14 protein-coding genes and 1 tRNA gene are annotated in these 14,155 nt (G+C 37.6%); 9 read left to right on the plus strand and 6 right to left on the minus strand.

Going from position 1 to position 14,155, the window contains the following annotated elements:
• Positions 1-77 precede the first annotated feature (77 nt).
• From IB67_RS05150 to IB67_RS05160, 3 genes are all read left to right on the plus strand, one after another.
• Complete coding sequence (locus IB67_RS05150) at positions 78-542, plus strand: hypothetical protein (protein ID WP_072758229.1); 465 nt, start codon at positions 78-80, stop codon at positions 540-542.
• A 375-nt stretch (positions 543-917) separates the two neighbouring features.
• Positions 918-1,700 carry a hypothetical protein gene (locus IB67_RS05155; protein ID WP_072758231.1) on the plus strand — a complete coding sequence of 261 codons (783 nt, stop codon included), beginning with the start codon at positions 918-920 and terminating at the stop codon, positions 1,698-1,700.
• A 28-nt stretch (positions 1,701-1,728) separates the two neighbouring features.
• On the plus strand, positions 1,729-2,223 hold the full coding sequence (locus IB67_RS05160) for a hypothetical protein (protein WP_072758233.1): 495 nt from the start codon (positions 1,729-1,731) through the stop codon (positions 2,221-2,223).
• Here the strand turns inward: IB67_RS05160 and IB67_RS05165 are convergent.
• Together IB67_RS05165 and IB67_RS05170 are read right to left on the minus strand one after the other, a co-directional pair.
• On the minus strand, positions 2,220-3,404 hold the full coding sequence (locus IB67_RS05165) for a TM0106 family RecB-like putative nuclease (RefSeq protein WP_072758235.1): 1,185 nt from the start codon (positions 3,402-3,404) through the stop codon (positions 2,220-2,222). The genes IB67_RS05160 and IB67_RS05165 overlap by 4 nt on opposite strands.
• Before the next feature lie 21 nt (positions 3,405-3,425).
• Positions 3,426-4,199: an SDR family NAD(P)-dependent oxidoreductase gene (locus IB67_RS05170; protein ID WP_072758237.1), complete on the minus strand. Its 774-nt coding sequence runs from the start codon at positions 4,197-4,199 to the stop codon at positions 3,426-3,428.
• A 232-nt stretch (positions 4,200-4,431) separates the two neighbouring features.
• Here IB67_RS05170 and IB67_RS05175 point away from each other — a divergent pair, with 232 nt between their 5' ends.
• From IB67_RS05175 to IB67_RS05185, 3 genes are read left to right on the plus strand one after another with little or no spacing between them, the layout of a single operon-like run.
• Positions 4,432-5,796, plus strand: a complete 1,365-nt coding sequence (locus tag IB67_RS05175; RefSeq protein ID WP_072758239.1) for an MATE family efflux transporter — start codon at positions 4,432-4,434, stop codon at positions 5,794-5,796.
• 32 nt (positions 5,797-5,828) lie between these two features.
• Entirely contained in the window at positions 5,829-6,668 is an 840-nt protein-coding gene (locus IB67_RS05180) for a fumarate hydratase (RefSeq protein ID WP_072758240.1), read from the plus strand.
• Positions 6,668-7,195: a FumA C-terminus/TtdB family hydratase beta subunit gene (locus IB67_RS05185; RefSeq protein ID WP_072758341.1), complete on the plus strand. Its 528-nt coding sequence runs from the start codon at positions 6,668-6,670 to the stop codon at positions 7,193-7,195. The genes IB67_RS05180 and IB67_RS05185 overlap by 1 nt, the downstream gene beginning before the upstream one ends.
• Before the next feature lie 46 nt (positions 7,196-7,241).
• On the opposite strand, the gene IB67_RS05190 is transcribed toward IB67_RS05185, so the two are convergent.
• From IB67_RS05190 to IB67_RS05200, 3 genes are all read right to left on the minus strand, one after another.
• The gene (locus tag IB67_RS05190; protein ID WP_424695267.1) at positions 7,242-7,724 is read right to left on the minus strand and encodes a flavodoxin family protein; all 483 of its coding nucleotides are present in this window, start codon (positions 7,722-7,724) and stop codon (positions 7,242-7,244) included.
• A gap of 218 nt (positions 7,725-7,942) precedes the next feature.
• Complete coding sequence (locus IB67_RS05195; RefSeq protein ID WP_424695268.1) at positions 7,943-8,734, minus strand: TspO/MBR family protein; 792 nt, start codon at positions 8,732-8,734, stop codon at positions 7,943-7,945.
• Positions 8,735-8,986: 252 nt separating this feature from the next.
• Positions 8,987-9,430, minus strand: coding sequence for a hypothetical protein (locus IB67_RS05200; protein WP_424695269.1), 444 nt, complete (start codon positions 9,428-9,430; stop codon positions 8,987-8,989).
• A gap of 213 nt (positions 9,431-9,643) precedes the next feature.
• On the opposite strand from IB67_RS05200, the gene IB67_RS05205 reads away from it, so the two are divergent.
• Positions 9,644-10,843, plus strand: a complete 1,200-nt coding sequence (locus IB67_RS05205; protein ID WP_498875160.1) for an IS110 family RNA-guided transposase — start codon at positions 9,644-9,646, stop codon at positions 10,841-10,843.
• Positions 10,844-11,043: 200 nt separating this feature from the next.
• Here the strand turns inward: IB67_RS05205 and IB67_RS05210 are convergent.
• Positions 11,044-11,119, minus strand: a tRNA-Ala gene (locus tag IB67_RS05210).
• A 161-nt stretch (positions 11,120-11,280) separates the two neighbouring features.
• Here IB67_RS05210 and IB67_RS05215 point away from each other — a divergent pair.
• Positions 11,281-13,188 carry a hypothetical protein gene (locus tag IB67_RS05215; protein ID WP_072758248.1) on the plus strand — a complete coding sequence of 636 codons (1,908 nt, stop codon included), beginning with the start codon at positions 11,281-11,283 and terminating at the stop codon, positions 13,186-13,188.
• 16 nt (positions 13,189-13,204) lie between these two features.
• Positions 13,205-14,146 (plus strand): glycosyltransferase family 4 protein, encoded by a 942-nt coding sequence (locus IB67_RS05220; protein WP_084634330.1) that lies wholly within the window; start codon positions 13,205-13,207, stop codon positions 14,144-14,146.
• The last annotated feature ends 9 nt before the right edge of the window (positions 14,147-14,155 follow it).

A 14,155-nucleotide genomic window follows, 5' to 3' on the forward strand; every position in this document is an offset into this window, starting at 1 on the left:
AAACTGATATTGTTAAGTCCAAATATATGAGTGGTATAATACTCATGTAGCACCAAACTTTGTTGGAGGTGAAAAGTATGAAAAGGGTTCTCTTGCTATTACTCATAGGAGTCTTGGCTGTTTCCAGTTTTTCATTTATGGGCGTTGAGGCAACTAATATTCAAGAAAACGTTTTTGGTTTGTACGCCAGATTAGACGCTGGTTTAATCACGCTGATGTATCCTTTTGGCGTCTATGACATGGAAGGCGGAGTTTCAATCTTCGAAGGTTTCAATTTCAATGATATCTTTTTTGGCTTGAATCTTGATATACCACTCGGAGGAATACATCTGCGTGGAGCCGCGTACACAACTGTAGGAGATTTTACCAATTACATGGACATCCAGAAGCTCGGCATCTATGGTCGTATTGGACTTGGACTTGACATACTTTTCATTAGGCTTGAAGGTGGAATAAGACTGTATTACTTGTTTGGAGACCCAGAGTTTGAATTTTCATTTGACCCAACACAGTATTACTTTGCGGTAGGTTTAGCATTCTGACATATCTGAAAAAAGCAAATCAATAGAGCAGGAGGGAAAATAGATTCCCTCCTGTGTTTTTTTATATCAAAAATCTTTTGAAAACAAATACCCTTTGTCTCATACTTTCAAAAAAATATGAGTATTGATTCGTTAATATTAATGTAATTATATATAAATAAGAATGTGGAATTGTTCATACAACATTATGCATGGACAATTTGTCTAAATCAGTGTGAGTTACGTTTTTTAAGATAACGTTTGAAACATGTTTGTTTTTCGTACCAAAAGGCTGATACTTATAGGGGGGTGGGATGTTCTAAATTCAACTTATCATTTCGATTTATCACTTGTTAAGTGCTGTTCTGCTCACTCCATTGAAAAGAGGTGAACTATTTGCGTACTGCTATTACAAAAAGAACAAGTTTTTGGTTTCTCAGTACTCTTCTTATCATTGTCTCTATGATTTATTCATGTGAGCCCAAGCCAATCCCTTCAAAAAGTAATTTGATGATTCGAATACTCATTGACGAAGAAGTGATTAAGTATTACACAGTTTCCCAAGCGAGAATAACTATTTTAAGAGAGAACGATGATTTTATTGTTGCAGATGAGTTGGTAACAGTAAGCTCAACAGAAACTCTCATTCAGATCAGGGATGTGCAACCAGCACAGTACACAGCAGCACTAAACATATCATTGACCGCAAAAGATGAGTACAGTCTGCCACCAAGCTGGAAAGGAACTAAGAACGTAACAGCAACAATCAATCCTGGAATGTCAAAGGTCTTGAATGTATACATATCAAAGGAAGATGTTGGACATAAAAGGCAACTTCACATCGAGTGGCAAAAGTGCTTAGGAGGAACAAATGAAGAGCGGGCTAGTGCTATTCAGCAAACGACAGATGGCGGTTTTGTCATCATTGGAACGACTAATTCAAATGATGGGAATGTTACTGAAAATCACGGTGATTTCGATGTATGGATTGTCAAATTGGGTACAAGCGGAGATATTGAATGGCGAAAATGCGTCGGTGGAACTAGTCATGAAGAAGGTTCCAGTATTCAACAAACAAAAGATGGTGGATATATTATTGCAGGAAGAACTATTTCAAAGAACGGAGATGTAAGTGGTAACAACGGTTATTATGACGTATGGGTGGTAAAGTTAAAGTGAGAAGTTATAACAGAAGGAGGCAGTAACTATGAGAAAACTTCTTTTTGCCACTAGTTTCATCTTTTTGACAACACTCTGTTTGCCGTTTTTGGGGCTGGAAATAGAACATTTTCCACCATCAAGTCCTTATTTTGAGTCACCTCCGCCAGAATACTACGTATCCGTGAGAGCCGATGTCTTAATCTTTACACTTATGTATCCTATAGGTGATGTTGATCCAATTAGCGGAAATTTCCATCTTGCTCCAACGTTTGACATCAACTCACTTCTACTTGGATTAGGTATCAAACTTCCACTCGACCCTATTTTCATTCGCGGAGCTGCCTATGTTAACTACGGCAAAATGATGGAATTTCCGAGCACTGGAACACTTCATGTTTTCGGAAAACTTGGTGGTGGATTTAAAGTGTTATTCCTTTGCCTTGAAGGTGGTATTCGCTGGTACTACATCTTAGAACCCTCAACGACAAACTTTTTCCTTTCTCCTGAAGAGTGGTATGTATCGCTTGGACTATGCTTTTAGTTTTTTTGTGAAGAGAACTCTCTTAGTTTTCTTAAAATAAGCTCCGTAGCTCTGACATCATCTTCGTTGTAGATTAGTATTTCGTAAAGGATATGCTTGTCACTGGTAGCCAAATATTCCGCATAAGAGCGGACAACTATTTGACCATTAAGAGACGTTCTCCAGTTAAAGCCAAAGAATCTTGCAATACTTTTGAGAGAATAAGAGGGTACGGGTAACGCTACGTGATCTGCATAAAGTTTATAAACGTCTACAAAAGTTTCAAAGAATTTCTTGGGTAAGTTGATGTTATACTTCTTTGATAGCTTTTTAAATCTTGTTACTTCGTAATTGTGGAAATGGTACACTATTTTTCCTGTGTTTTTAATATATTCGACCGTACTTTCGAATGCTTCTCTTTCAGAGCTTACTCCCTCCGCAAGAAATGGGATATATTTGTCGTTATCCAATATTCCAAATAGATAATCAAAATTGAAAGGTGTATAACTTTCTATATCCAGAAATATCCCGTCTCGTATCTCAGGCAGTTGCTTAAAAACTACTGGCTTTTGCTCTATAATGCTTTTAGCTTGTGCTACAATCCTTCGTGACTTTTCTTGGCCGAAAAGCTCTTCTACAATATGATAAAGTTTTATTACATCCTTCAAGTTCGTTATGCCGTACGAACGAAGTTTTTCCAAACTGCTCCCTTTTACTCCATGCAGGAAATTCAAACCTTCCACTTCTGCAACTTCTCTAAAACATTCTCCTGAATACTGACAAGTTCTGCACAAGTGTGTCTTTACCACTTTAAATTCCGAGTTTTCACAGAAAAATGATAGTAATGACAACATCTTAGTGACATAAGGTCGCCAATTGATAAAAACGCTATAAAACGGGCTTTCCATTATTATATTCTCTACACTTCTACCATTGCTTTCAATAACATACCCAATGAAAGCTGCCTCAAGCATATGGTATTCAGAAACTCTTTTTCCACTCTTTCTAATTTTAACAACGTACGGTTCACGCGATACAACTTCATCAACTACAGCCACCAACGTGCAGCCAAAAGCTTCCGTCTCAAAGATGTCAAAGAGTTCATTGAATTGATCTTTTTCTATTTTTCTTTCTTTTAGCTCAAATTGAGCTTTTCTTGGACAGAAGTATATTGTCTTAACATCGCTGTTTGTTATTCGCATCCGTTTTCATGCTCCCGAATATCAAAAATTTTTCACCAAAAATTTTGCAATAAACTTGTCGCCAAACAGGCGTCTTACTAAATGATAACTTAGCTGATTTTCAATACCTGGAATGTACAGTGGTTTACCATACTCAAAAGCCTGAAGTGCCCCCGATACGACTTCCTGAGGTTTCATTACTCGTTTACCCGGTTTCATCTTCGCCCTTTCAAAAAACTTTGTTTCCGTCGGACCTGGAGCAACGCACAGGACATGGACATTCTTATCCTTAAGCTCCGCCCACAAGCTCATTGAAAGGCTGTAAACAAAAGCCTTTGTCGCACCGTAAACTGATAGGTGCGGGATTGGGAAGAAACCGGCAACCGATGCGATGTTTATAATACCGCCGTGTTCTTTTTTCACCATCTTCTCAACGTAGTGACGTGCCAATTTTGTCAAAACTTTAACATTCAGTTCTACCATATTTTCGTACTCATGCTCGGAGTGACTCACAAAATCACCGTACAAACCAAAGCCAGCATTGTTAATTAATAAGTCAATCTCAAATCTCGACGTATTATCAATCACTTGATCGGTATCCTTTGTCAAATCGGCTTGAATAATTACAACACTCACATTCGAGATCTTATGAATTTCATCAGCCACTTCACTCAGTGCTACAGCATTTCGTCCAACTATTATTACATTAACTCCTTTCTGGGCTAACTGGATTGCAAATTCTCTACCTATGCCTGAGGAACCACCAGTTACTAAAGCCCATCTGTAATTATTCAAGTCGTATCTCTTATCAGCCATACTTATCATCTCTTCAAACTGTGCGAAATAGCACAGCTTGAGCTGGGGTATTTTTAGCCGCCTTTTGTTGTAACTCTCCCACCCCAGCAGGCGGTTTTCGGGAGAGCATTGCTTTCTAATTGAATTATACACTCAATGTGATAAAATAAAAGTACCAAATAATACGTTCCACGAACCAATTCATATTTTCAAAAACAAACAGTCTATCAAATATTAATTAGGGGTGTGGAAAATGATTAAAGACATATTAAGGATTGCTATACCAGTTTCCGTAGAGAACTTAATAGCCAACACTGGAACCTTCATCCTGACGATCTTTTTATCTCGACTCGGCGACGTTGAGGTGGCAGTTAATGGCATTGCTAATCAAGGTTCTTTTTTAGTTATCTTGTTCCTTTTTGGATTGAACACAGGAGGAGCGATTTTTGTCTCGCAGTATTGGGGGAAGAAGGATTATGCAGGGATTAAGAGAACTTCTACCTTGATGATATACTCATCTATTGTCATAGCTACTGCTTTTTTCGCACTAACATTTTTCTTTCCATCTATATTTACGAGAATATTCACAAATGACCCGCGAGTAATAGAAACTTCTGTACTCTTTTTGAGAATAATATCTCTTTCATACTTTGGCTTAGCTTTGGAGATAGCATTCAGAACCCTACTCAGAGGTATCGAACAGGCTAAAATTCCGATGGAATCGTATATTTTTGGAACAATATTGCAAATATTCTTAGCTTATACTCTTTTGTATGGAAAATTCGGATTTCCAAACATTGGACTACTTGGTATAGCTATAGCTACGACTGTAGCTCGTTTTTTCATTCCACTCTACCAAATCGTACGTGCTACATTACTCAAAGTGCCTTACAGCTTCAACATATCTATCATTGAGAGGACATTCGTAAAAAAATTCTTCGAGTTTGCAACGCCAACAACACTCAATGAAATAGCATGGTCTCTTGGAATGACTGTTTACGGAATCATCTTTGGAAGAATGGGTACCAATGTCTACTCCGCGAGAAATATACTGTCCTCTTTCGAAAATTACGTATGGACGTTCACATTTGGATTGGTCATAGGAACATCAGTCATCGTTGGCAAACACATAGGAAAAACAGAATACGATAAAGCGCATTCATTTGGTAAGAAGATGCTCTTAATAAACGCAGTAATAGGTTTTCTTTCCGCAATTATAATAATTGTTGTGTATTACATATTACTGCCAACGTTTAAAATTGACGTTGAAACGAAGAAGATGCTTACGACAACTATGTGGGTAATGCTCTTTGGCGCTCCCGTAAAAGCTTTCAACGGTGCAGGGATTGTAGGTGTACTACGTGCTGGAGGCGATGCAAAGTTCGCATTCATTCTTGAAACAATAACACTATGGGTGATAGGCATACCGCTTGCGTTAATCGGTGCGTTTATCTTTAAATTATCACTTCCATTCGTTTACCTTTTGACGCTTTCTGATGAAATAGCGAAAGCCATAGTTGTTTACTTTAGAATCCGTGGAAACAAATGGATAAGAAACGTGACTATGAGCACTGAAGAAATAGTCATTGCGGCTCAAAGCGAGGAGATTGCAGATTAAATATATATCATCTCTACCGCAGGGGGGATAAAATGATAACATATCAAGAAATATACAAACAGGTTTGCGATGCGCTTATAGAGCTGAACACACAAATTACACCTAAGGTTGAAGAGATATTACGAGATTACACAGGACCATTTTCTAATGAGTTGAAAGAAAATATAAGGATAGCAAGAGAAAACAGAATTCCGCTTTGCCAAGATACAGGTATTGTCGAGTTTTTCGTTTTCAAAAAAAACAAATTCCACAGATTAGATAATTTGCAGTCACTTCAATCAATACTCTTTAAAGCTGTAGAAGATACTTATCAAATAAATGGCTATCGAAAAAGTGTAGTAAATGATCCTCTCTTCTCAAGAACAAATACCAAAACCAACCTACCTGCGGTAATCCATGAATTTGATGTTGATGAAACTCTCTATAAAGACGCTCCAAAATTGGAAATCTGGATAATGGTCAAGGGTGGTGGAAGTGAAAACTTATCTGCTTTGTTTATGCTACCACCATCTTCGAAAGAAAACGTTGTACTCGAAGCGGTTGCAGAACATATTGGAAAGAGCGGACCAAACGCATGTCCGCCAATATCGGTTGGAGTTGGCATTGGTGGAACTGCTGACTTCGCGATGCTTCTTTCAAGATTAGCGTTATTCGAGCATAAGCCGAACATACCAAACGTTATAGAATACACCGAATTTTCTCAGAAGCTTCACAGCTCGCTTGAAGCTTTGAAAATAGGCGTTCAGGGGCTTGGTACAGGACCGAGCATCATAAAGACAAAAGTGCTTGGCTACCCGACGCATATCGCTACCTTACCTGTTGCTGTAAGTGTCGATTGCTATCTAACAAGAACAAAGAGGGTGGCCTTTTGATGAGCCAGAAAGTTGGATTTATTTACAATGGCAACGCTGATGAGGGTAGGCAATTTCTTTGCAATTTACCTGCAGGTACTCAGATTAATTACGCAGGCAAACTTTATGCTATGCGTGATGCTGCACACAAAAGATTGGTTGAAATGGATAAACAGGGCGAACAACTACCTATAAACCTTGGAGGGAAAATAATATTCTACGCGGGACCAACATTTGTAAATGACAAGATGATTATTGGTCCCACAACCTCCAAAAGAATGGATTCATTCTTTGAATTCACCGCACAGAAGGGCATATTGGCAACCGTGGGTAAAGGAGTTAGGACACAGGAAGTCATTAAAGCAATAGAAAAATACAAGGTACCATACCTCGTTGCACCGAGTGGTTGTGCTGCATACCTATCTCAGAAAACAATAGACTGGCGTATCGTTGCATTTGAAGACCTCGGACCTGAGGCGATTTATGAAATAACTGTAAAAGATTTTCCAATGATTCTGTTTATTGATTGTTGTGGGAGGAGTTTGTAGAGTAATTACCCCACTTTTGTATTGCTTTGCGAATAATAAATACTGTCTACTCATTAATGGCATTAATCCAAGACCTTATCTTCTGAAGTATTTCTTCTCTTTTACTTTCTTCCGGATTCACAAAATGCAGTGGTTGGAGAACGTTATTTCCGGGCAAGACTTTGGTGATTTGCTTGACACATTTAGCAATACTTCCACCGCCATTTGTGACCAATATTCCAAGTTTTTTTCCCGAGAAACTAGCTTTGCTCAAAAGCGTGTTTATCGGTGGTGTGCAATTCCCTGCCCATACAGGAGTGCCAATCACGATGAGCTCGTATTTTGAGAAGTCAGGAATTTTTGTTTTGAGCTCGGGTTTTTCTCTGAAAACGGAAGCCTTTCCACACCAGAAATATTTTGCAAAGCCTTTCTTTGGATATTCTTTAACAGTTTCTAATTCAACCAAATCAGCCTTCAATTCTTCGGCAAGTAACTTTGCAACGTATTTTGTGTGCCCTTCGAGTGAGTAAAATACAACCAAAGATTTCATAATTATCAGCCCCCAATTATTTTGCTATTATTCCTTGCAAAACATTTTTGTATGCAAATTCCCTGTAAAACTCTTCCCAGCTCACAACTTCCGAGCTTATCATATTCGATACCCCAAGACATTTCAGTTTCTGCTATTCTAAGGTGATTATAGCACATCTTCTATTAAATTAAAAAAATTCCCGAGTTTTACTCGGGGAGTCAAGGGAACTAATAGTTTCATTTCATCTCCCTTATGGGCATTGAACAGAATTTATTTCTATAAAATTGGAATACAGCAAGCGAAACCAGTATAATTGCACCAATTATTGCTATCTTTGGTAATAATGTGTACTGATTGTTATAACCTTCAGGTGAGATTAGGTTCTTGTAGATGCCGAAATACGCCCATGCGATAGGCAAAGGAAAGATTGCGTTCTTTATTCTTATTAGAACAAGCCACGTGAGTACGACCGCAACAAGAAGTATAGTTACACCCCATATCTCTGGTGAAATACCAAATCCATTCCAATTAATACTTACAAGCCACAGCGTTATGTTTGCAACCGTTGCAATAAACAGCCAACCGGAGTATAAACCAAACGTGACAGGGAATAAGAATCTTCTTTGAGTTTGGAGCTTGCCAATTTTCTGAACCATCAGTACGTCTGTTATAAGCAGAGCAAAAATCGCAATGGTTGAAAGTCCAATTAGATCAAAAGAGAATAAAATAATCCAGACAGTATTGAAAATACATGATAACCAGAAGAGTAAACTGATTTCATCGACGACTTCACCGTAATATTCATCTTTTGCTCTGATTACCATCACAATAACAGAAGCAATTAGAAGAGTATAAATCAAACTCCAGATACTGAATGTCGAGGGTGCAGGTGTTATCAATGTTGGATACGAATCTGATATATCCTTTTGCGAACGTCCGTTGATGAAACCTAAAGTTCCTAAGGTATTTATGACAAGAGTCAATACAAGCAAAATACCGCTAACCATAGCTTTTGTTCTTCTGTTCATGCTATTTTCCCTCCTTTGATATGTTGGGTAAGTGTTAATAACATCCCTTAATAATATTATACACACTTTGCATGTAATCTTACAGTAAAAAAGAAAAAAGCCATACGCAACTATGGCTTCTTGATGGTATTTGATTACATTAGACTTCAAAAAAGGTATAACGACAATAATCCTTATCAAAATAAATCAGAGAAGATTGTTTTCAGTACATGTTAGAAATTTCTAAAATATTTTAGGATATACGTACTGTTGCTATTTGCTCTCTATAGTTGATGAACTGTTTGAATTTATCTTTCGAAGTAAATAAAAGCCTGATATGCCAATTTCGATAACTGCGAATATATACAGAAATATCATTACCATTACCAAGACTGTTACCCAATCACCGAATTCTCTTTCACCTGAAGCGAGCCCGGTTATAACAGCTATACCTTGTCCTCCAAATAAGAGTATAACTGCTGACAATAATCCGAATCCTATCTGTTTTACGTAATGTTTGGTCCTTATCGAAGCCACAAGAAGTAGAATAGCGCCCGCAAGAAATACCAAAAACAACTCAGCTGGCATTAAGAAATCGAATAAAAACCTTCCCATTTGTATCAAAGCAACTATGGAGAAGAAAGCAGGGGCTAATACCGGTATCCATACGAGTATTAAGCCTGTAATTGTTAGAATTTTATTCAATTTTCCTACCATGGAATTCACCTCCTACATAAAAATATGGTATAAATAATTTAGCTTAAAAAAATTGAGGGCAGGACAACTTATGTCACCTTGGCTTTTAAGCCATTTAAGGAGTCTGTTGCCTGCCTTTAACCATGATTAGTTGGTTGGGCTTTCAGCCCTCGTCAGCATGGAGGATTGGTTCAGCAGGCTCCCTGCCCTCATCATTCGAAAGGAGGATTTTTCATGGATAACTTCCCTGTTTTCGTCGGCATCGATGTTTCCAAGGATAAGTTCAACGTCTGCGCTATCTCTAATCCCAGTTCCATCATCTTCGAATCTTCTTTCGATATGTCCCAGCAAGGCTTTTCCTCCTTCGCAAACAAACTCTCTGCCTTCCCAAAACAATCCATCATCATCGCTATGGAATCTACTGGCTGTTATCATCTCAACCTTCTGGCTTTCCTTTCTTCCAACGACTTTGCTTGCGCTGTTTTTAATCCTCTAACTGTTAAAAACTTTGCTTCTCTTCGAAAGACCAAAACCGACAAAATCGATGCTCGCATTATCGCTACTGCTTTGTTTTACCTACAACATCAAATTCCTTCTTCTGCTTTTGTCAACTCTGAGCTTCGTGATATTGTCAGAGCACGCGAAAACATTATCCACCGCATCGCAAAAGTTAAAGGCAATATCGAAAAACTGCTCAACGTTCTTTTCCCTGAACTCGAAAGAGTTACCAATATCTACAGTGACACTATCCTCAATCTTCTTTCTCATTTCCCTTCTGCCAAGGCTATTCAAAAGGCTCGTAATCTGGATGTGTTCTTTTCCAAAGACCGTGGCAGAAGTACAAAACTTAATGCTCAAAAACTTAAAGAACTCGCTAATAACTCGATTGCTCAATATTGGCCGATGAAAGAAAAGATTCTTGTGCAAAATATCAAAGAACTACAATTTTTACAGCAACAGCTTGAAGAACACGACAAGATGATGAAAGAATATTGCGAATGTAGTGCGATAAACCTTGATATCGAGATACTCACGTCAATACCAGGTATTGGTGAAAACAGCGCGATGCATTTCTTGGCAGAAGTTGGAGATATCTCAAGATTTAGTACATACAAAAAACTCATTGCGTATTGTGGACTCGATCCAAGCATTGCCCAATCAGGCAAAAGCAAAGTAGAAGGACACATATCGAAAAGGGGCAATGCCCACCTAAGACGAATACTATGGCTAATGGCAGTGAGTGTAGTGATTCACAACGAATATTTCCGAACATACTATGAACGAAAAAGGCAGCAAGGTATACCGTACAAAAAAGCGATAATGTCAGTAGTACACAAGTTATTGCGAACGTTGTACGCAATGTTGAGAAAGAAAGAGAAGTTCAATATTGATTATGCTATCTCACACTCAAAACAAAAATTTAATTTTGCATAGTTGACTCCTTAGCTTAAGTATAACTCTTTTCGTAGATATATCGATACATTAAGACTTCATACATATACTTAGAGCAGTATAGATAGACCATAATAGAAGAAGAATACAGCTCATAATGTTATCTGTTCTTCCATTGTGCACTAATATACAAAAATAAAAAAGCCTTGAGATTTCTCAAGGCTTCCGAAATTCTTATATTTTGGTGGAGCCGATGGGATTTGAACCCACGGCCTCTACCGTGCGAAGGTAGCGCTCTCCCAACTGAGCTACGGCCCCACGTAATGATAAATCCGTTTAAGATTCTACCATATGTGGATGCATCTTTCAAGAGGGTCTTTTCTTAATTTAATAATGTTTGTGGTATTCTGTTCAAAGTTGATGAATTTCAGTGTATAATATTTTAGATGAACCAAAGAAAATAAATCGGGGGGATATAAATGAGAAGGTATTCTGTTCCAAAGAAGCGCGGCGGAAAGATGGTTGCATTTTTGGTAATTGCTATAGTATCGATAGTTATCATCGGAGTTGTTCTTTTCAATATAAGAATCCAAAGCGTGCAAAGGCCACATGGTGAGTTCAAATTGTTAAGCATCAGAGAAGTTTTTCAACATGCGTTCGGTGAGGCAAATGTCCAGATAAGCCTTTTTGGAAGCGTCAAAGTTACGGGAAATGATGAAATGAATAATAGCTACACAGTAGTTGTCTCACAAGACGGTACGATATTTATACATATAAATGGCACCATACAACCAAACGTTGAAGATGTGTACAAGGAAATTTATACAAGAGCTTTGTATAAAATTTTAACGAGTACACCTCTTTCTGATTACGAGTCGTCTGATCCAACGTCTTTCCTGAGTTATCTAAATAATATTGCGATGGAATATTATAAAGAGAACGAAAAGGATTATCTCAGGATAACTGGAAGTGATAAAGAAGGAAATATACTCAAGATTTCTTACGCTATCACTAAGTTCGGTGGCAAATTTAAAGTTACAGCGGAAAAATTAGTTATTAATGGTAAAGAATTAAACTCTAATGCAATGCGTGTAACACTTGCAAAAATATACAAGAAGGAAATCGATAAAGATTTAATTGAAGCAATTAAAAACAGCTTTCTTAAAGACTTTCAAAATGTCTCCATTGGAGAAGTATTCTCAAAATTGTCAAACGCAAGATGGACTATAAAAGATGAAACTAAGAAAGTTGTAGAATTAAATGGTATAGAGAAAATTGAAGAAAGTGAAGTAGCACTTACATTAGGGTTCAGAATAGACGAAAATGGAGACACTGTCATAGATTATCTGTTGTTAAATGGCGAGAAGATCGATGAAAAGGCCATTATTTATTACATCAGTTATATTTATTCAAAGTACGGTTATGCAGATAAAGAAAAGGATATAGCTAAGTTCAAGGATTTAATTTTAAAATCTCGACTGCCGAATGGTTTATCAACTTTTCAAGAGTTTTTCGACAAGCATTTTTCAGAAGTTCAATGGGATATGTATTACAAACCTAATTCATATGAATTCGTAGTGTCTGGAAAGACACGGGCTAAGAATACGCCGGTTGAGCTGAGATTCATCTCTACACCTGATGGACTTTATTTGGCTGAATCGGTTTACGGCAGTGAGAAAGCAAAATCGGACATTGTTATCAACAATGTTTTAAATGAGAGCCTTCAAGTTTCACAGACTAACATATTGAGCGTTGTAATGAATGGCAAAATAGTAAAGTACTCCCCTGTTCAAAGTAACAAAGTCGCTTTTGAGTCTTTCTTGAAATCTCCAGTATGGCAGTATGACAGTAACGCGGACAGAGTTGTGTTGTCAGGCATAGGAAAATATGGTTCACGTGATTGGAACTTCAAATTTGTGTTTGAAACTTTCTTTGGTAAAGAGCCTGTGTTGGAATATGTTTATATGGACGGTACACAAGCTATCGACGAAGTTGTTGACTACGTAGTATCAAAAGTCTTTAGAGTAGAAACCTTAGGAAATAATCTGTCTGAACTTGTTAAAAATACAATCTTTACATACAAAACATATGAAGAGATCCTTGGACCTGTTGGCTGGTCTATAGATAGGCAATACGATAGGGTTGTTTTTTCGAGTTCAAATTTAACTGTGTATTTTAGTGTAGAGCCGTCAGGAAAAGTAAACGTAGTTCAGCTGTTCTATAAGGGACAAGATATGTCAACAAAAACTGCAGAAATAGTTAAACTGCTTGAAGACGGTGGTAGTCTGGAAAGTTTGGAAAAGAAGAAAACTCAGCAATCTCAACAGCCTCCTCAGGAAGAAAAAGAAGAGCAGCAACCTGAAGCTCCACAAACGGGACAATTCTGAACTTGGAGGCAGTACGATGCAGCATAATTATTTCTTGACGATGATTTTCTCGTTTATAATATCAGTCACAACGATACCTTTGTTTGGAAGGATTGCATACAAAACAGGGATAGTGGACAAACCCGATGGAGACTTGAAACCTCATGAAAGAATAACACCTTATCTCGGTGGGTTATCAATATTCTTGGCTGTAATAATAACAACTGAGTTTGACATCATTTCAAAAATATGTCTCACGATCCTTACCTTGACTGGGTTGTATGACGATGTTAGAAATCTAAATCCAAAGATTAGGTTATTAATTGAATTTGTAGTTTCTACTCTGTTAGTATTCAAATATTTAGGACTCTCAATCTTCCTACCTTTCTATGTGCTTGTTGTCGTTGCGCTCATAAACGCAACGAATATGATGGACGGGTTAGATGGTGTATGTGCAAGTGTCAGTCTGTTGTCTGCTCTTGGATTAGCAGTTGTCTCTACTTCAAAGTATGATACCACGCTACTTGTAGCTCTTGTTGGAGCGTTGTTAGGTTATCTAATTTATAACTACCCACCGGCAAGGATATTTATGGGTGACGCTGGAAGTTATCTAATTGGAGGAACACTCTCGATAGGTCTTCTTTCTGCGTTTAGAGAAGGCACAAACAATTTTCCGAGAGCTGTTTCAGCACTAATTCTTGTATCAATTTTCTTTTTTGATCTATCATCGGGTGTTTTCAGACGACTGCTAAACGGACGTTCACCCTTTAGCGGTGATAGAGGTCATGTATATGATAAAATCTATAATGTTGTAAATGATAAACGAAAAACTTTATGGACAATGATATTTATCCAATGTTTCGTCTTACTTGTAGGACTAATTGTTAGAATCAATATTTACATGATGATATCTGGCGTTGTTGTAATATTAATACTTTACGCGTTTCTCTCCAAATGGTTGAATATTCTCAAGTACTGACAGAATTAA

Source organism: Fervidobacterium riparium (genome assembly GCF_025370035.1).
Taxonomy (GTDB): Bacteria; Thermotogota; Thermotogae; order Thermotogales; family Fervidobacteriaceae; genus Fervidobacterium; species Fervidobacterium gondwanense.